We start from the raw sequence: 19,083 nt of genomic DNA, 5'->3' as shown, positions 1-19,083 counted from the left end.
GATATGACAAGCTCAAAAGAAATTATCAAAGTTCTGTTGCTTTAGCCTGTATATTTTTATGGCTACCTTTATAGGGTTAATTATGAACAGTAAATGTCAACAGACCCTAATAATTATAAATAAAATATTAAGTTTTCACAAAAAATATACATTACGCTATTTTTTAGTAAATGTGAGCACAAATCATAATAGAAATTTGATAATTTTCTGCTAGTATCCCTGCCGAAAGGTTTACTCTTCATAAGTACAGTATATAAATAAGGCGTTAAAATGCTATCTATTGCAGATTTAAAAATTGCGGTGATTGGGTTAGGTTATGTGGGCTTGCCACTTGCAGTTGAATTTGGGAAAAAAGTACCTGTAGTAGGCTTTGATATCTACCAAAAACGAATTGATGAACTTAAAAATGGCGAAGACCATACTCTTGAAGTTTCCCCCGAAGAACTCAAACAGGCAAGTCAGCTTAATTATTCAGCAAATGTAGAAGATTTAAAAAGCTGTAACTTTTTTATTGTGACTGTGCCTACACCTATTGATGAAGTAAATCGTCCTGATTTGACCCCCTTGCAGAAAGCCAGTGAAACGATTGGTAAAGTCCTTAAGGCTGAAGATATCGTTGTCTATGAGTCTACGGTATATCCAGGTGCAACTGAAGAAATCTGTATACCAGTTTTAGAGAAAGTATCAGGACTTAAATTTAATCAAGACTTTTTTGCCGGTTATAGCCCAGAACGGATCAACCCAGGCGATAAAGTAAATACACTAACCAAAATTAAAAAAATCACTTCTGGTTCTACTGCGGAGGTTGCTACTTTCGTTGATCAAGTTTACAACACCATTATTACAGCTGGAACGCATAAAGCTACCAGTATCAAGGTAGCTGAAGCAGCAAAAGTCATCGAAAACACGCAACGTGATTTAAATATTGCCTTGGTAAATGAGTTATCAGTCATTTTTGAACGTCTTGGAATTGACACATTGGATGTATTGGAAGCTGCCGGAAGTAAATGGAACTTTTTGCCATTCCGTCCAGGTCTGGTCGGTGGTCACTGTATTGGCGTTGATCCTTACTATCTGACGCATAAAGCGGAAGAGGTTGGTTATCATCCTCAGGTAATTTTGGCGGGCCGTCGTATTAATGACAATATGGCACGTTATGTTGCCCGAACCACCATCAAAAAAATGGTCAAAAATAATATTGATGTGACTCAAGCAACTGTTGGGATTTTAGGAGTTACTTTTAAAGAAAATTGCCCAGACATTCGCAATAGTAAAATAGTAGATCTGATTAAAGAATTTGATCAGTGGGGTGTAAAGGTAGCAGTGTGTGATCCTTGGGCTGATGTCGAAGAAGTAAAACATGAATATGGGGTTGAACTTGCCCAAGTGGATGCAGAACATCCTGTAGATAGCCTGATTATTGCTGTAGGTCACAATGAATTTCGTAATTTAAGTCCTGAACAATTACGTGCCTATACCAAGGGTGAGCAGCCAGTATTAGCGGATGTAAAAAGCTTATTTAACCGTGACGATATGGTTGCCCAAGGCTTTACAGTATTCCGTCTCTAAGATTAATTGATTTCTAAAAGTGAAAAACATGAAAAAATTTGCCCTGATTGGTGCAGCTGGATACATCGCACCACGCCATTTAAAAGCAATCAAAGAAACAGGTAATACCCTTGCTGTTGCAATGGATATCAATGACTCAGTTGGAATTATGGATAGCCATTTTCCTGAAGCTGAGTTTTTTACTGAATTTGAAGAATTTGAAGCTTATGTAGAAGACCAAAAACTCAAAGGTGAAAAGCTGGATTATGTCGCCATTTGCTCACCAAATTATCTACACGCGCCCCATATGAAATCCGCATTGAAAAATGGTATTGATGTCATTTGTGAGAAACCTCTGGTTCTGAGTTCCGAAGATTTAAATTTATTGTCAGAATATGAAAAACAATATGGTGCAAAAGTAAATTCAATTCTGCAGCTGCGTTTACATCCATCTATTATTGCATTACGTGAAAAAGTTCAGGCAGCACCTGCGGATAAGGTTTTTGATGTAGATCTGACCTATTTAACTTCGCGTGGTAAGTGGTATTTAAAATCATGGAAAGGTGTAGATAAAAAATCGGGTGGTGTGGCAACTAATATTGGTGTGCACTTCTACGATATGTTGCATTTTATTTTTGGCAAAATCGTAAAAAATGAAGTGCATTATCGTGATGAAAAAACAGCTTCAGGATATCTGGAGTACGAACGTGCCCGCGTACGCTGGTTCTTGTCTATTGATGCGAATAACCTACCTTCAAATGCCGTAAAAGGCGAGAAACTCACTTATCGCAGTATTACTATTGAAAATGAAGAACTTGAATTCTCAGGTGGCTTTACCGATCTGCATACTCAAAGCTACCAACGTATTCTTGAGGGTAAAGGCTATGGGGTTGAAGAAAATCGCGCAGCAATTGAAACAGTTGAAGTGATTCGCATTGCCCCGTTAGTTGAAAATCCAGCAAATCCTCATCCTCTATTAGCAAAGGTGAAAAACTGATGAAAATTACAAATGATGTAGTTTTACAAGCGACTCACCAGCTTTTTCAAAATATGTTTGATTATGATGATGTAGGGTTGTTAGTCACTACCTCAGAAAATAACTTATTATCATTCATTGAGGATCTGAAGTATGTAGCTCAATTAAATAATAATAATAGTATAAAAGGTATTTTTTGTACTCAAGAAATTGCTTCAAGTGGTTTAATCCGCGCAGATATTGATTTAATAATAGTCGATGAGCCAAAATGGTTCTTTTTCTCTGTTGTTGATTACTTGGCGAAAAATCAGGAAAGACAATCAACAATTATAGACTCCAGTAGTGAAATAAGCCCTCGGGCATACATTAGCCCTGTAGGAGTTAAAATTGGTAAAAATTGTAAAATTGACCCAAATGTAACAATTCTCTCTGATGTTACTATTGGTAATAATGTCATTATTCGTGCTGGTAGTGTACTTGGCACTGATGGATTTGAGCATAAAAAGACCAGTCGTGGAGTTTTATCTGTAGCACATAATGGTGAAGTTATTATTCACGATAATGTAGAGATTGGTGCAAATAGCCATGTGGCAAAAGGATTTTCCTATAGACCGACTATTATTGGGGAAAGTACTAAGTTAGATGCCTTTGTTCATTATGCGCATGGAGTGCAGTCTGGTAAAGAATGTTTGATTGTTGCCCATGCAATGATTGGTGGAAACGTAGATATCGGTAATAAAGTGTGGATTGGTCCTTCCGCAGTAATTACGAACCGTATTGTATTGGAAGACAATTGTTTTATTACCTTAGGTTCAGTTGTTACTCGTGGGGTAAAACAGGGTGAAACTGTAACGGGTAACTTTGCTATCCCACATCAAAAGTTTTTAAAGAACTTCAAAAGGTCTCTTAGCAATGATTGAGTTTATTGACTTAAAAGCACAGCAGTCACGTATTAAGGCTGAAATTGATGCAGGTATTCAGCGTGTATTAGCACATGGCCAGTATATTTTGGGGCCTGAAGTTGCTGCACTAGAAGAAAAACTGGCGGCTTATGTAGGTGCAAAATACTGTATTACTTGTGCCAATGGTACTGATGCTTTACAAATTGTACAAATGGCATTTGGGATTGGTCCGGGTGATGAGGTAATTACTCCAGGATTTACCTATATTGCAACAGCAGAAACTGTGGCTGTATTGGGGGCAACACCTGTATATGTAGATGTTAATCCTAAAACATATAATCTGGATGTTGAAAAACTCGAAGCTGCTATTACACCACGCACTAAAGCCATTATTCCTGTCAGCTTATATGGTCAGTGTGCTGACTTTGATGCGATTAATGCAATTGCAGCTAAATATAATCTTCCTGTGATTGAAGATGCTGCACAAAGTTTTGGTGCGACTTATAAAGGGCGTAAAAGCTGTAATTTAAGTACAGTGGCATGTACTAGTTTTTTCCCAAGTAAGCCTTTAGGTTGCTATGGAGATGGTGGTGCTATTTTTACCAACGATGAAGAACTAGCTAAAGTAATTCGTCAAATTGCACGTCATGGGCAGGATCGTCGTTATCACCATATTCGTGTTGGGGTAAACAGCCGTTTAGATACTTTGCAAGCAGCTATTTTGCTACCAAAGTTGACAATTTTGGATGCTGAAATGCAGGCGCGTCAACTTATTGCAGAAAGCTATACTAAATTGCTGAAAGAAGCAGGTATTGCTAGAACTCCATTTATTGAAGTGCATAACCAAAGTGCTTGGGCACAATATACCATTCAGGTGGATAACCGCAGTGAAGTGCAAGAAAAGCTGAAAGCGCAAGGTATTCCGACTGCTGTGCATTACCCAATTCCGTTAAATAAGCAGCCTGCAGTGGCAGATGAAAATGCAGTTTTACCTGTAGGTGATGCAATTGCAGAACGAGTGATGAGTTTGCCGATGCATGCTTATATAAAAGTTGATGAAATCAATAGTATTTTAAAAAGTTTTTTAATATGATTTATATTGTTCCTGTTTTATTTGGACTTATTCATTTAATTGAGTTTTCAAGTTATTTGTCCAGGGTGGCTGGTTTGAGAGTTGGTTACCCTATGCTAGGTTATTCCTTTCAACAAATGTTTTTTGTAGGAACTAGATTTTTATTTATTGCATTAATGCCCTTAATTGGGTTTTTAGTTGATTCAAAAATATCAGCTAATGATTATATCTATATGCTATTTTTATCAATGCTATCTGCAACTTTGGCATATTTTCTAGTTTTTTTTTTCAAAGAAAAGATAATAAATATAATGTCATTGTTAATTTTAAGGAAAATAGATGCTAAAATAGATTCAATTTTTCAAAATGATATTATATATAGAAATATAATACTAAATAATAAAAAAACTATATTTCTAAGTGCGATAGTGTTTTGTAGTTATTCACTAGGTGCTTTTATAGCTTTCTATTTTGCTTTAATTTTTTATGATTATAGAACTACAATTAGTCAAATGTCAGGAGTGGTAAATGGTTTTGCTACAGTTTTATTAACATTTATAATAGAACCTATGTTGGCAAAAAAATTTGATGAACGAGATGAACAAACGGTAGAAATTTTATATTCTGTACTTATGGGTAGATTCCTAGGGGTTTGTTTGTGTTCACAAATTATAATTCTCATTTTATGGTTAATTAGTTAGTTATATGAATTTAAAACTCGGAAATTTAAATATTAGTTTAAATAATTTGTTATTATACTTTGCTCTTCTTGGGCCTGCTTTATCTTTTGGATCTTTTTATTTATTTCATTTTTTAGCAATTTTAGTATTAATAAGTTCAAAATATTCTAAAGTAGAAAAGTATACTTTAAAATTAGTTGCGATACCATTTACTCTTGTTTTTTATTGTTTGATTAGTTTAATTTGGACTCCTGATTTTTTTGTTGGATTGCGACACGTATTCTACTTTAGTTGTGGCTTGTTTATTTTATTTATTTTAGTTAATTATGCTAGTTCAGTTGAGGCTTTGGAAAAGTTATTCCATATATTTTGTCTTGTCATGTTAGCAAATCTTGGCATAGGATTATTAGAAAGTTTTAATTTAATTCGTCTTCCAGCTTCACCTCTTTCTCCATATGCTAATTTCCTTGGACATGAGCAATTTGATCCTAATGAATTATTTGCTGATCAGATTGAATTCTTATACTCAATGCCTACAGGCTTTACGGGAAATCCTAATAATTTCGGTTTTATTGTTTTATTAAGTTTTCCATTTATTTTTTATTATTTAAAAAATATTTATTTGAAGTCTTTTCTATTTTTAACTACTTTTTACTTAATAAATTTTATTGAGTCTAGAGGTTTGTTGGTAGCATTTTTTTTATATATATTTCTATATTTTTTAGTATTTTTGTTTTCTATTAAAAATAAAAATATTATCTTGTTTTTTTTGTCAGGATTGGTTTTTTTATTTTTTTCACTTGTTAAGTTATTTAGTGAAAAATTATTATTAATTTTTGATGATATTTTAATTGCTATAGAAATGATTAAATATGGGGTTATTGTTGATTATGATTCAACAGGGGTTAGATCTTATATTTATAGTAAAGGGTTTGATGCATTTTTAAGTAGTCCTTTTTTTGGTGGTGGAATTGGCTCAATGCAAACAAGATTAATACAAGATAATTTTATCTTGGTGAAATCATTTCACTTTTTCCCTTTTGAGTTATTGATTGATATTGGAATAGTATTTTTTTGTTTAATTCTAATTTCTTATGTGTATTTAATTATAGCAATGTATAACATATACATCAGAAATAATAATGATTTTTTGAAAAAAATAGCTATAGCATGTTTTTTTTCTTTAATTATATATCCATTTGCATCAATTGTTCCTAGCAGTACTGTGTATATATTGCCATTTTGGTATGTGCTGGGTTTGTCTTTAGCTACATTGAAGGTCGGATATTATGAAAAAGCTTAAAGTCGTATTATTGGCGGGTGCAAATAGTATTCATACGATACGGTGGGCTAATGGGTTGCAAAAAGCAGGTTTAGATGTTTATTTAATTAGCCAACATCCTTTAATGCATAATTTGAATTCTGAAGTAAAGTATTATGAATTTTCCAATCAGGGAATCTTTGGTTATTTTCTTATAGTGGCAAAAGTACGGAAAATTTTAATTGAAATTCAACCAGATATAGTGAATGCACATTATGCAAGTGGATATGGGACTACAGCTAGATTAGTTGGATTTCACCCATATATTTTATCTGTATGGGGAAGTGATATTTTTTTATTTCCTAAAAAATCATTTGTACATAAATGGTTGATTAAGAAAAATCTCCTTGCTGCGGATACTATCGCATCAACTAGCTTATGTATGGCTGAAGAAACAAGGCAACTGGTTAAGTTGAATAAAGAAATATCCATAACTCCATTTGGTGTAGATGAAACAGTATTTCTTAACCACCGAGTATATTCTTCAAATGGGTTTTTAAATAATGATAAGATTGTTATTGGAACTGTAAAATCTTTAAAAGACATTTATGGGATTGATTTATTAATAAGATCTTTTGCTTTGCTTTATGAAAAATTAAAATTTACGTATCCTCAATTAGCTGAAGTTTTAACTTTAAGAATTGTTGGTGACGGAGATGAGTTAGGAAAACTTGAGGCCTTAGCAACAAATTTAAATATACGTAATCTGATTAAATTTGTTGGAAAAGTTGAACATGAGCAAGTTCCAAATGAACTTGCAAAGCTTGATATCTATGTTGCTTTAAGCCGAAGTGAGAGTTTTGGGGTAGCAATTCTTGAAGCTGGGTTAAATCAATGTCCAGTTGTTGTTTCTAATGTTGGTGGATTACCTGAGTTGGTAATAGGTGAAAAAACGGGAATTATTGTTGAAAGTGAAAATATTAAGCAAGCTGCTGAAGCACTCTTTTGTTTGATTATTCACCCAAATTTAATAAAGGAATATGGTGTAAATGCTCAGCATCATGTTCTTGAAAATTATACTTGGAACGTTAGTGTTATGAATATGGTAAATCTTTTGAAGACTACTATCAAAGAGTCAAAAGGTAAAAAAAATGGCTAACTACAAAACTTTTTGGATCATTAATCAATATAGCTCGACTCCTGAAACAGCTATGGGAGGGCGACATTATTATATTGCTCAAGAATTGGCAAAGAAAGGTCATAGAGTTTATGTTATTGCGGGTTCTTATAGCCACTTGTTGCGCATGCCAAAAAAAATTAATGAAGATTTTTTGATTGAAAATATTGATCCTAATTTTAATTTTGTATGGGTAGGATTACCTAGATATCATGGTGCCCATGATAAAAAGCGAATAATTAATGAATTTATTTTTTCTTATAAAATAAGAAAGTTAAAAAATATTATTCAAGATACTCCAGATGTAATTCTGCATTCTTCACCTGCGCTCATAAGTTATTTCGGTGCAAGTTATTTATCAAGCTATTTTAAAGTCCCTTATATTTTTGAGGTTAGAGATCCCTGGCCTCTTACTTTAACGGAGATAGGAGGATATTCAAAAAATCATCCATTTGTACGTTTTTTACAATGGATAGAAGATAGAGCGTACCAAAGAGCAGATTTTGCTTTTTCTAATTTTTTTAATGCGATTGAACATATGCAATCTCGAGGATTAGAATATACGAAATTTCATTGGGTTCCGAACGGTATTTCTTTACCAGAAGTTGAAAATAAAGAAGCTATAGATATAACAGTATTAAATAAAATACCCAAAGATAAGTTCATTGTTGGTTATACTGGTACGTTGGGAACAGCTAATGCAATGAATTATTTGATTGATGCAGCAGAGCTTCTTTTAAATAATCCTTTTATTCATTTTGTATTAGTCGGGGAGGGGAAGGAAAAAGCAAGATTAGAAAAGCATGTTGCTGATAAAAATCTGACTAATGTGACTTTTATTTCCTCAATACCAAAAAAACAAATACAAAGTATTCTTGAAAAATTCGATGCATGCTATATAGGTTGGCTCAATCACAGAATGTATAGATTAGGAATTGCTGCAAATAAACTTCCAGAATACTTATATTCTGGAAAACCAATTATCCATTCATATTCGGGCGCTGGTGATTTCGTTCGGCAAGCAAATGCTGGTATAAGCATTGAGGCAGAAAAATCACAATTAATTGCAGATGCCATCTTAGAATTATATCAGTTGCCTGTAAATGAGCGAAAACAAATGGGTGAACGGGGCAAAAAATTTGTTCTTGAAAATTTAAGTTATATGGAAATAGCCACAAAACTTGAAAGTATTGTTTTGCAAAGTGATAAGAATAAATGAAAAGACTGCTCGATATTATCATCGCCTCCATAGCCTTGGTCCTGCTTTCACCACTCTATGTCCTAGTTGCCTATAAAGTGAGAAAAAATCTGGGTTCGCCTGTACTTTTTTGTCAGGTGCGTCCCGGTTTACGTGGGAAGCCCTTTGAAATGATCAAATTCCGCACCATGAAAGATGCTGTGGACGAGCAGGGTAATCCACTACCAGACAGTGAACGTTTAACACCTTTTGGTCAAATGCTGCGTTCTACCAGTCTGGATGAAATGCCGGAATTATGGAACGTGATCAAAGGCGATATGAGTATCGTTGGCCCACGCCCACTGCTAATGGAATATCTACCGCTTTATAGCCCTGAACAAGCCAAACGCCATGAGGTACGTCCGGGCATGACAGGTCACGCGCAGGTCAATGGACGCAATGCCATTGGCTGGGAAGAAAAGTTTAAGTTGGACACCTGGTATGTCGAAAACCAGTCCATTTGGCTCGACTTTAAAATCATGTTTAAAACGGTACATAAAGTTTTAGCAAAAGACGATATTAGTGCTGAAGGTGATGCAACAATGCCAAAATTTACAGGGAATTTGAAAAAATAAACATGAATATTTTAATCACTTCAGCAGGACAAAGAGTTTCATTAGTACGTTCTTTCCAAAAAGAATTGAAAAAGTATTTTGAAAATGGTCAAGTCTTTACCACTGATTTAAATCCTATATTAGCCCCTGCATGTTACGTTTCTGATCAAAGCTTTACTGTGCCACGTGTCACAAGCCCTGAATATATTGATCAGTTGTTACAGCTTTGTTTGACTAATCAGATTAAATTAGTTGTGCCAACGATTGATACAGAGTTATTAGTTTTAAGTGAAAATATTGAATATTTTAAGCAACAAGGTATTCATCTATTAGTAAGTGACCCTGGATTAGTACGCGAATGTCGCGATAAACGTCAGATTAATCAATTTTTTGAAAATCATGGGATTTGTATTCCTCAGCAATATGATTTAGATAATTTACGGTTTCCTGTATTTGTAAAACCTTATGATGGTAGTTTAAGCAAAGGTATTTTTACTGCATATTGTGCAGAAGATATTAAACTTGAACATCATGCAGATCCAAAGCTGATGTTTATGGAATACATTTCACCAGAAGATTATGATGAATTCACTGTCGACTGTTATTATGATCAAGCTTCAGAATTAAAATGTGCAGTACCACGTAAGCGTATTTTTGTTCGTGCGGGTGAAGTGAATAAGGGTGTGACTAAAAAGAATATTATTGTTACTGAATTTAATGAGAAATTAAAATATATTTCAGGAGCACGTGGTTGTTTAACGATTCAGGTATTTTTACATAAAACTGAAGATAAAATTCTAGGAATTGAAATTAACCCACGTTTTGGTGGAGGGTATCCCCTCAGTTATTTGGCTGGTGCCAACTATAGTGAATGGGCTATTAGAGAATATTTACTAAATCAAAAAATTGAAAAGTTTGCAGCATGGAGCGATAATTTGCTGATGCTACGCTATGATGCTGAGGTTTTGGTAAATGACTACCAAGATTAAAGCTTTAGTTTTAGATTTAGATGACACTCTTTATGCTGAAATAAATTATTTGGAATCAGCATATCGTTTTATTGCAGCGCAAATTAGTGCTCAGCCCCAACAGTTGAGTGCTAATATGTTGGCACAATACCATGCTGGCGAAAACGTTTTTGAAAATATTTCAAAAATATATCAAATAGATAAGTCAAAACTTCTAGATTGGTATCGCTTCCATAAGCCAGATATTACATTATTTCAGGATGTTGCAGAGACGCTAAATCATTTTACTACAGACTATATGTATGCAGTCATTACTGATGGGCGTTCAGAAACTCAGCGTAACAAATTACAAGCATTAGGATTGACTGATTTTTTAAGTAGCATAGTAATTTCTGAAGAAATTGGTTCAGAAAAGCCATCTTTAGTGAATTATAAAAAAGTAATGAGTGATTTACAGTGTGAGCAGTATATCTATGTGGGCGATAATTTAAAAAAAGATTTTGTAACAGCAAAACGCTTAGGTTGGACAACTATTTGTTTGAAAGACCAAGGGCAAAATATTCATACACAAAATTTTTCAATTGCTGAAGAATATCAAGCAGATCATTACTTTAATTCTTGGCAAGAAATTAGAGAATTTTTATCAAGTAGATAGAATGAAAACCAAATAGGATTAGTATTAGATGTTAAACACTGCATTTGAACCATGGCCAAGTTTTACTCAGGAGGAAGCGGATGCGGTTTCCCAGGTTTTGTTGTCGAATAAAGTTAATTACTGGACTGGACAGGAATGCCGAGAGTTTGAAAAAGAATTTGCTCAGTTCGCAGAAACTAAATATGCAGTCGCATTGGCCAATGGAACAGTAGCGCTAGATGTTGCGCTCAAGGCATTAGGCATTGGCACAGGCGATGATGTAATTGTTACTTCCCGTACTTTTTTAGCTTCTGCCAGCTCCATTGTCACGGCAGGAGCAAACCCCGTCTTTGCCGATGTTGAACTGGACTCCCAAAATATCTCCCGTCGGACCATTGAAGCGGTCATCACACCCAATACCAAAGCCATCATTTGTGTGCATCTAGCAGGCTGGATGTGTGATATGGACCCGATCATGCAGTTGGCTTCCGATAAAGGCCTGTATGTAATCGAAGACTGTGCACAGGCGCATGGAGCAAGATACAAAGGCAAATCTGCGGGTTCAATTGGTCATATTGGTGCCTGGTCCTTCTGTCAGGACAAGATTATGACTACAGGCGGTGAAGGCGGTATGGTCACCACTAATGATGAAACCCTGTGGAAAAAAATGTGGTCCTATAAAGATCATGGCAAGAACTTTGATAGTATATATAATAAACAGCATCCGTCAGGTTTCCGTTGGTTGCATGATTCATTTGGTACCAACTGGCGCATGATGGAAACGCAGGCAGTGATTGGGCGTATTCAGCTCAAAATGATGTCGGAATGGACGGAAAAACGTACTAAAAATGCTGAAAGAATTTTGAGTTGTTTTGAGAATAGTCCATATTTTACTGTACATCGCCCATCCGATGATTATGTACATGCTGCTTATAAATGTTATGTGCAGGTCAATATCGATGCTTTGCCTGAAGGATGGTCACGTGACCGAATTATGGCAGAGATTAATGCTTTGGGCGTGCCTTGTTTTAGCGGATCTTGCTCAGAGGTCTATTTGGAGCATGCGTTTGATCACACAAAATGGCGTCCAGTAGAACGTTTGAAAAATGCTCAGCAATTGGGTGAAACTAGTTTAATGTTTTTGGTGCATCCGACATTAACAGAAAATAATATTCAAACAACCGAATATGGCATTCAACAAGTGATTGCTCGTATATAATCTATCAATGATTCAGTCACGTAGAATGTACCGATGGGTGCATTTGATAAATTTATCCAGGTTTCAATTTAGTCATTCTAATATTTAAATTGAGTTGAAACTTATAAGTCATATTGAGAAGACACATCACGTGAAATCTATCATCTTGCCATTAGTTGAATCTCCACGATCAGCAAAATTAGTATTTTTGGTCGTCTTAGACTTCTTGATTTTCCCGGTTCTGATCTGGCTTTGTTATGCCATTCGACAGTTTGATCTCGGTGCAGAAGTTGTACCCAATATTCCCTTTGGGTCAGTTTGGGTCAGTGCTATTACAGTCTTTGCGCTGTTTATTTGTGGTGTATACCGTTTTATTGTTCGTACCTTTAATGAATTTTTTATTGCCAAATTAGGTCTGGCAACCATATTAAGCGTGATTGGTTTGTACTTGTTGGCTTATAGTACACATGCCTTTATTCCGACATCAATCCCTTTGATGTTTGGTTTTATGATGTTCGCTTGGGTTTGGTTCAGCCGGGGTATTATTCGTTTTGTCGTTCAATCTTATTTGAAGTCAGGTGTACCGAAAAAACGTATCGCGATTTATGGAGCAGGTCATGCTGGTCAGCAGGTAGCAGCTACTTTAAACCGTTCTAATGAACATCTACCGATTATATTTATTGATGATGATCCTTCTTTAAGTGGCCAAAATATTGGTGGTATCCAAGTTTTTTTACCACATACTGCTTTGAAATGTTTTACAAAATTCAAAATTGATGAAATTTTAATTGCACTGCCGTCAGTAGGGCGAATACGTAAAAGTGAAATTATCAAATTTTTAGAGCCGGCTCATTTAAAAATTACCGAGATTCCGGGTCTGACTAAACTGGTCAATGGTGAAATTCGAATTTCTGATATTCAGGAAGTGGATATTATTGATTTACTGGGGCGTGATCCTGTACCACCAGTTCCAGCGCTTTTGGCTAAAAATATTAAAAATAAAGTAGTCATGGTCACAGGCGCAGGTGGCTCGATTGGTTCAGAACTATGTCGTCAAATTATTAGAAATCAGCCTGTCAAAATTATTATTTATGAGCTAACAGAATTTGCTTTATATCGTATCGATAAAGAATTACGTCTTACGGCAAGCTGTGAAATTATTCCAATTCTAGGTTCAGTTCTCGACGAACGTAAATTAGAACGGGTGATTGAACAATATGGCGTACAAACCGTTTATCACGCTGCTGCTTATAAGCATGTGCCGCTGGTGGAGTGTAATCCGCTGGCAGGTTTGAAAAACAATGCTGTTGGAACCGCCTTTAGTGTGAATGCGGCGGTAAAAAAAGGTGTAGAAACCTTTGTGTTGATTTCAACTGATAAAGCGGTACGTCCAACCAACGTGATGGGTGCGACCAAACGTATGGCAGAGCTGTACTGTCAGGCTATGGCAGAGGCTCAGGATCAGACTCAGATCAGTATTGTGCGCTTTGGTAATGTCCTCGGTTCTTCGGGCTCGGTCGTGCCGCTGTTTAAACAGCAAATTGCCAAAGGTGGTCCGATTACCGTGACTGATCCAGAAGTGACCCGTTTCTTTATGACCATCCCGGAAGCCTCGCAGCTGGTGATTCAGGCCGGTGCCTTGGGGACGGGGGGCGACGTGTTTTTGCTGGATATGGGCGAGCCGGTGCGGATTCAGGATCTGGCTAGACAAATGATTGCCCTCAGTGGCCTCAAGGTCCGAGATGCTAAGAATCCGAATGGCGATATTGAAATTCAATATACGGGATTACGTCCGGGCGAAAAACTCTATGAAGAATTGCTGATTGACGAAGAAAATACAGAAATTACTTCACATACGCGTATTCTGCGATCTGTCGAAAAACATTATCCATTAGCAGAAATTCTGGCAGTATTTAACCGCATACATGAACTTACAGCGACTCAGACCGACATTGAATGGGCGCTGGCACAATTAGAACATTATGTGGATGGTTATGTACGCGGTAACGAAATTAAAGTGAACTAGGTTTTTATAGATATGATCAAGAAAGCAATTCTCCCTGTGGCTGGTTTAGGTACGCGTTTTTTACCTGCCAGTAAATCCATTCCTAAAGAAATGGTGACAGTCGTGGATCGCCCTGCGATTGAATATGTGGTACGTGAAGCAGTCGCTGCTGGGATTGAGCAGATTATTCTGGTGACTCATTCTTCCAAAGCATCGATTGAAAACTATTTTGACCGTAACTTTGAACTTGAAACCACCCTTGAGCAAAAAAATAAGACCGACTTACTCAAAGAAATTACTGAAATTTTACCTACGGGTGTCAGTGTGATTAGTGTACGTCAGCCTCAGCCTTTAGGTCTGGGCCATGCGGTACTGTGTGCCAAAGCGGTGATTGGTGAGGATGATTTTGCGGTGTTATTGCCGGATGTGCTGGTCAAGGATCAGAATACGGAAAATGATCTGGCACGCATGATCCAGCGCTATGTACAATCTCAAGCCTCACAAATCATGGTTGAAGCGGTGCCTGAGCATCTGGTGGACCAGTATGGCATTGTTGATGTTGCAGCATCGCCTGAGGAAGGGAACAGTATTGTGATGCAAGGGATCGTTGAGAAACCGGCGGTTGGAACAGCACCTTCGAATTTATCTGTGGTTGGACGTTATATTCTGCCGGCCAAAATCATGCAGCTTTTGGAACAGACCCCACGCGGGGCAGGCAATGAAATCCAGCTGACCGATGCGATTGCCATGCTGCAGAAAACCGAAGCCGTAGAAGCATATCGCATGAAAGGTCAGACCTTTGACTGTGGCAGTAAGTTAGGTTATCTAAAAGCTGTTTTACATTATGGCGTTGATCATCCTAAACTCGGTACCGAGTTTAAAGCATTGATTCAGGAATTGGCTTTTTAAGAAAAAATAATAAAAAGGAATATCATGAAAGTCGCAGTATTGGGAAAAACCTTATTTTCCGGAGTCATGTCGGCTCTTTTATCTGAATGTGGTCATCAGGTGGTCTGGTGTAATAGCTTCAATGTAGATGAGTCAGCTCGGCCCTATTTCCAAGATGAACCTCTTCAGCTATTACTGCAAAAACAGGAAAAATCTGGCTTTTTAAACTGTTGCGATTTTCAGCATCTGGATTTTAATCAGGATGTTTTTTTCTTTAGTTTTAATGCGACTGAAGAACAGCAGGCGTTTCAGATGCTGGATACCATCCGGCATGCCTGTTTTGCCCATCCCAAACTGATGATTAATGCCTCGACCTTTGGCTTGCATGGTACCCAGCGCTTTCAGCAGTTGCTGCCGAATGATGACTGGATTTATCTGCCAGATATTATTCAGGAAGGGAATGCACTGCGTAGCTTTACTCAGGCCACCCAGCTGATTGTGGGCTGTGATCATGCAGATATACAGCCTAAAATCAAAGAACTCTTACGTCCCCTTTTTCCACGTACCCAACAATATTTGTTTATGCCAGTTCTGGATGCTGAATTTACCAAACTGAGTATTTCTGGCATGCTCGCCACCCGGATCAGTTATATGAACGATCTGGCCAGTGTGGCAGAAAAGCTAGGCATTGATATTGAACAGGTACGGCAAGGCATGGCGGCGGATAACCGGATTGGTTCTGCCTATCTGTTCCCCGGTGTCGGTTTCGGTGGAGAGAATTTCTCTCATGATATCCGCACTTTGACACATGCAGTGGCAGATTCAGGGGTAAAAAACCAGCTATTGGAGCAGGTCTGGGACATCAACGAACAGCAAAAAGAATTACTGTTCCGTAAACTCTGGAATTATTTCCGTGGAGACTTAAAGGGTAAAGTCATTGCGATCTGGGGTGCAGCCTTTAAGGAAAATACCCCAAGTATCCAGCAATCTCCGGTACATGCCATGCTGAGAGCCTTATGGGCACAGGGTGTGACGGTCAAGCTGCATGATCCTCAGGCAATGGCAAATATTGAAAAAGTCTATGGACCACGGGAAGACCTGATCCTGTGTAAAGACCAGTATCAGGCCGTGGAAGGGGCGCATGCCTTGTGTCTGATTACAGCATGGAAACAGTACGGTAGTCCGGATTATCCGTATCTAATCAAACTAATGCAGCATCCCCTGATTCTGGATGGGCGTAATCTGTATGATCCGACGTATGTCAAGACACGTGGTTTTAATTATATTGGGGTGGGACGTTAATGTTGAACCAGATTAATCCAAGCCTAAGCACAGAAACAGTGTGTCAGAAACTCGCCTCGAATAAAGATCAACTGCAATCGGAACATCTACGGGAACTGTTCGCTGCTGACCCGCAGCGTTTTAACAAATACTCAATCCAGTTTGAGCAGTTGCTATTTGACTATAGCAAACACAGAATCAATAAAAATGTACTGCAGGGCCTGATCGAATGGGCCGATGCACAGAACCTCAGATCCTGGATTGGCTCCCTATTTTCCAGTCAGGAAATCAACTATACCGAGCAGCGTGCTGCCATGCACTGGGCACTACGCCTGCCTAAACAGGATCAACAGCATGCTGATCTGGCAGCTGATGTACATGCCCAGCTGGAGCGGATGTATGCCTTGGTGGAACAGATTCATGCCGGACAGCGCCGTGGTGCCACCGGTGAAGTCATTCAGGATGTGGTCAATATCGGGGTGGGCGGATCAGATCTGGGTCCTTTGATGGTCACGCACGCTTTATCTGATTTTAAATACCAGTCTGCCCAGCCACTCAACGTGCATTTTGTTTCGACTATGGATGGAAGTCAGCTGTCCGAGCTGTTGCACCAGCTGCGTCCAGAAACGACACTGTTTATTATTTCTTCCAAATCCTTCGGTACCATAGATACTCTGACCAATGCACAAACAGTCCGTTTATGGCTGGAAAAGGCCTTAGGTCAACATCCCTATATCCTCAAGCACCATTTTATTGGAGTATCGACCAAGCCGGAAAAAATGACCGCATGGGGTATTGCACCGGAAAACCAGTTATTGCTTTGGGACTGGGTTGGCGGGCGTTATTCACTCTGGTCCTGTATCGGACTGCCAATTGCCTTGAGTATCGGGATTGAAGGCTTTAAGCAGCTGCTGGCGGGTGCCTATGCCGTGGATCAGCATTTTCAGTACCAGCCTTTCGAACGCAATATTCCGGTATTGATGGGACTTTTGGGAGCATGGAATACCAATTTTCTGGATATTCAGACCCATGCAATTCTGCCTTATGATGGGCGGCTGAAATATTTTGCCTCCTATCTGCAACAGCTGGAAATGGAATCCAACGGCAAATCAATTCAACGTAATGGCGAGAAAGTCCAGCTAGATACCTGCCCGATTATCTGGGGTGAGGTCGGGCCGAATGCCCAGCATGCCTTCTATCAGTTATTGCATCAGGGTACGCAGTCAGTCAGCTGTGATTTTATTGCACCGGTAGAACGTTATAACAGCCAGCAATATACCTATGCAGACAGCGCTGAAGCATTAGTCGAACAACATCATCTGGCCTTATCCAACTGTCTGGCGCAATCGCGCTTACTGGCTTTTGGCAATGAAGCACTGGATCAAACTGAATTGGCGAGCTTACCGGCTTATAAACAGTATGAAGGTAATCAGCCGAGCAGTACCCTGTTATTGCAGGAACTCAATCCATACAGTTTGGGCATGCTTATTGCACTGTATGAGCACAAGGTATTTGTCCAGTCCGTGCTGTGGAATATCAATCCGTTTGACCAGTGGGGCGTAGAAAAAGGCAAGGAAATTGCCAACCAGCTATTGCCCATCCTGAATGGTGAACAGACCGACTTGGATGGTCTGGATGGCTCAACCCAAGGCCTCATTAAAATTTTATTAGGAAAGTCAAATGGCTAAAATTTTGGTCACAGGTGGGGCAGGCTATATTGGTTCACATACCTGTGTAGAATTGTTGAATGCCAGACATGAGGTAATTGTACTTGATAATCTGTGCAATAGTTCCTCCGAGTCCTTAAGCCGAGTAGAAAAGCTGACCAAAAAAAGCCTGACCTTTGTGGAAGGCGATATCCGGGATAGCCAGTTACTCGATCAGGTCTTTCAGCAAAATTCGATTGATGCGGTAATTCATTTTGCCGGTCTTAAAGCAGTCGGTGAAAGCCAGCAGATTCCATTGGCTTATTTTGATAATAATATTGCCGGTTCAATTAGTCTGGTTCAGGCGATGCAGCGCGCACAGGTGTATAAACTGGTCTTTAGCTCTTCCGCCACTGTGTATGGTGAAGATAATCCTTCTCCATATCAGGAAGATATGCCCTTAAGTATGCCGAATAATAATTATGGCTATACCAAGTTGGTTGTTGAGCAGATGTTAGAAAAAGTAGCAATTGCAGATGAACGTTGGTCCATTGCCTTGCTACGTTATTTTAATCCGGTCGGCGCGCATAAAAGTGGACAGATTGGTGAAGATCCATTGGGTATTCCCAACAATCTGATGCCTTTTGTGACTCAAGTTGCGGTAGGTCTGCGTGAAAAGCTGTCTATTTTTGGCCATGATTACGACACGGCCGACGGCACCTGTGAGCGTGACTTTATTCATGTGGTGGATTTAGCGAAAGCACATGTTTTAGCAATTCAGAATCGTTTAAAGCATCAAGGCTGCCGGGCCTGGAATATTGGTACGGGCCAACCGATATCGGTATTAACCCTGAAAGATACCTTTGAGAAAGTGAATCAGATCCAGATTCCGTTTGAGTTCGCTGCACGACGTGATGGTGATTTGGCAAGTTTCTATGCAGACAATGCGCGTGCAGTAAAAGAGTTGGGCTGGACACCCGAATATGGCTTGGAGGATATGCTCGCCGATAGCTGGAAATGGCAAAAGCAGAACCCCAAAGGATATGGATCATAGAT

At 38.3% G+C, this 19,083-nt stretch carries 17 protein-coding genes and 1 pseudogene; all 18 read left to right on the top strand.

The window, feature by feature from the left end; genetic code table 11:
• Nucleotides 1-93, top strand: a pseudogene (locus ACTL4S_RS11120) (IS5/IS1182 family transposase); the annotation flags it as partial.
• 177 nt (nucleotides 94-270) lie between these two features.
• Nucleotides 271-1,569 carry a Vi polysaccharide biosynthesis UDP-N-acetylglucosamine C-6 dehydrogenase TviB gene (gene tviB / locus ACTL4S_RS11115; RefSeq protein ID WP_441299370.1) on the top strand — a complete coding sequence of 433 codons (1,299 nt, stop codon included), beginning with the start codon at nucleotides 271-273 and terminating at the stop codon, nucleotides 1,567-1,569.
• A 28-nt stretch (nucleotides 1,570-1,597) separates the two neighbouring features.
• Entirely contained in the window at nucleotides 1,598-2,545 is a 948-nt protein-coding gene (locus tag ACTL4S_RS11110) for a Gfo/Idh/MocA family protein (protein ID WP_441299369.1), read from the top strand.
• Nucleotides 2,545-3,444, top strand: coding sequence for a UDP-3-O-(3-hydroxymyristoyl)glucosamine N-acyltransferase (locus ACTL4S_RS11105; protein ID WP_441299368.1), 900 nt, complete (start codon nucleotides 2,545-2,547; stop codon nucleotides 3,442-3,444). Before ACTL4S_RS11110 ends, ACTL4S_RS11105 begins: the two co-directional genes overlap by 1 nt.
• The gene (locus tag ACTL4S_RS11100) at nucleotides 3,437-4,519 is read left to right on the top strand and encodes a DegT/DnrJ/EryC1/StrS family aminotransferase (protein ID WP_441299367.1); all 1,083 of its coding nucleotides are present in this window, start codon (nucleotides 3,437-3,439) and stop codon (nucleotides 4,517-4,519) included. The genes ACTL4S_RS11105 and ACTL4S_RS11100 overlap by 8 nt, the downstream gene beginning before the upstream one ends.
• Nucleotides 4,516-5,199, top strand: a complete 684-nt coding sequence (locus tag ACTL4S_RS11095; protein ID WP_416710490.1) for a lipid II flippase family protein — start codon at nucleotides 4,516-4,518, stop codon at nucleotides 5,197-5,199. Before ACTL4S_RS11100 ends, ACTL4S_RS11095 begins: the two co-directional genes overlap by 4 nt.
• A gap of 4 nt (nucleotides 5,200-5,203) precedes the next feature.
• Nucleotides 5,204-6,481 (top strand): O-antigen ligase family protein, encoded by a 1,278-nt coding sequence (locus ACTL4S_RS11090; RefSeq protein ID WP_441299366.1) that lies wholly within the window; start codon nucleotides 5,204-5,206, stop codon nucleotides 6,479-6,481.
• Nucleotides 6,468-7,598 carry a glycosyltransferase gene (locus ACTL4S_RS11085; RefSeq protein WP_441299365.1) on the top strand — a complete coding sequence of 377 codons (1,131 nt, stop codon included), beginning with the start codon at nucleotides 6,468-6,470 and terminating at the stop codon, nucleotides 7,596-7,598. The genes ACTL4S_RS11090 and ACTL4S_RS11085 overlap by 14 nt, the downstream gene beginning before the upstream one ends.
• Entirely contained in the window at nucleotides 7,591-8,835 is a 1,245-nt protein-coding gene (locus tag ACTL4S_RS11080; RefSeq protein WP_441299364.1) for a glycosyltransferase family 4 protein, read from the top strand. Before ACTL4S_RS11085 ends, ACTL4S_RS11080 begins: the two co-directional genes overlap by 8 nt.
• On the top strand, nucleotides 8,832-9,428 hold the full coding sequence (locus tag ACTL4S_RS11075; protein WP_441299363.1) for a sugar transferase: 597 nt from the start codon (nucleotides 8,832-8,834) through the stop codon (nucleotides 9,426-9,428). Before ACTL4S_RS11080 ends, ACTL4S_RS11075 begins: the two co-directional genes overlap by 4 nt.
• Nucleotides 9,429-9,430: 2 nt before the next feature.
• The gene (locus ACTL4S_RS11070) at nucleotides 9,431-10,396 is read left to right on the top strand and encodes an ATP-grasp domain-containing protein (protein WP_441299362.1); all 966 of its coding nucleotides are present in this window, start codon (nucleotides 9,431-9,433) and stop codon (nucleotides 10,394-10,396) included.
• Entirely contained in the window at nucleotides 10,380-11,030 is a 651-nt protein-coding gene (locus ACTL4S_RS11065; RefSeq protein WP_441299361.1) for an HAD family hydrolase, read from the top strand. The genes ACTL4S_RS11070 and ACTL4S_RS11065 overlap by 17 nt, the downstream gene beginning before the upstream one ends.
• Nucleotides 11,031-11,058: 28 nt before the next feature.
• Nucleotides 11,059-12,228 carry a DegT/DnrJ/EryC1/StrS family aminotransferase gene (locus ACTL4S_RS11060; protein ID WP_441299360.1) on the top strand — a complete coding sequence of 390 codons (1,170 nt, stop codon included), beginning with the start codon at nucleotides 11,059-11,061 and terminating at the stop codon, nucleotides 12,226-12,228.
• A gap of 130 nt (nucleotides 12,229-12,358) precedes the next feature.
• Nucleotides 12,359-14,233: a polysaccharide biosynthesis protein gene (locus ACTL4S_RS11055; protein WP_441299359.1), complete on the top strand. Its 1,875-nt coding sequence runs from the start codon at nucleotides 12,359-12,361 to the stop codon at nucleotides 14,231-14,233.
• Nucleotides 14,234-14,245: 12 nt separating this feature from the next.
• Nucleotides 14,246-15,121, top strand: coding sequence for a UTP--glucose-1-phosphate uridylyltransferase GalU (gene galU / locus ACTL4S_RS11050; RefSeq protein ID WP_441299358.1), 876 nt, complete (start codon nucleotides 14,246-14,248; stop codon nucleotides 15,119-15,121).
• A 24-nt stretch (nucleotides 15,122-15,145) separates the two neighbouring features.
• Entirely contained in the window at nucleotides 15,146-16,402 is a 1,257-nt protein-coding gene (locus ACTL4S_RS11045) for a nucleotide sugar dehydrogenase (RefSeq protein ID WP_441299357.1), read from the top strand.
• Entirely contained in the window at nucleotides 16,402-18,069 is a 1,668-nt protein-coding gene (pgi, locus tag ACTL4S_RS11040; protein ID WP_224217139.1) for a glucose-6-phosphate isomerase, read from the top strand. Before ACTL4S_RS11045 ends, pgi begins: the two co-directional genes overlap by 1 nt.
• Nucleotides 18,062-19,081 carry a UDP-glucose 4-epimerase GalE gene (gene galE / locus ACTL4S_RS11035; protein WP_005108342.1) on the top strand — a complete coding sequence of 340 codons (1,020 nt, stop codon included), beginning with the start codon at nucleotides 18,062-18,064 and terminating at the stop codon, nucleotides 19,079-19,081. The genes pgi and galE overlap by 8 nt, the downstream gene beginning before the upstream one ends.
• The last annotated feature ends 2 nt before the right edge of the window (nucleotides 19,082-19,083 follow it).

It is taken from the genome of Acinetobacter lwoffii, assembly GCF_052078135.1.
GTDB lineage: Bacteria > Pseudomonadota > Gammaproteobacteria > Pseudomonadales > Moraxellaceae > Acinetobacter > Acinetobacter lwoffii_Z.
The sequence above is the reverse complement of the archived record's forward strand: the minus strand, read 5'-3'. Positions and strand labels throughout refer to the sequence as shown.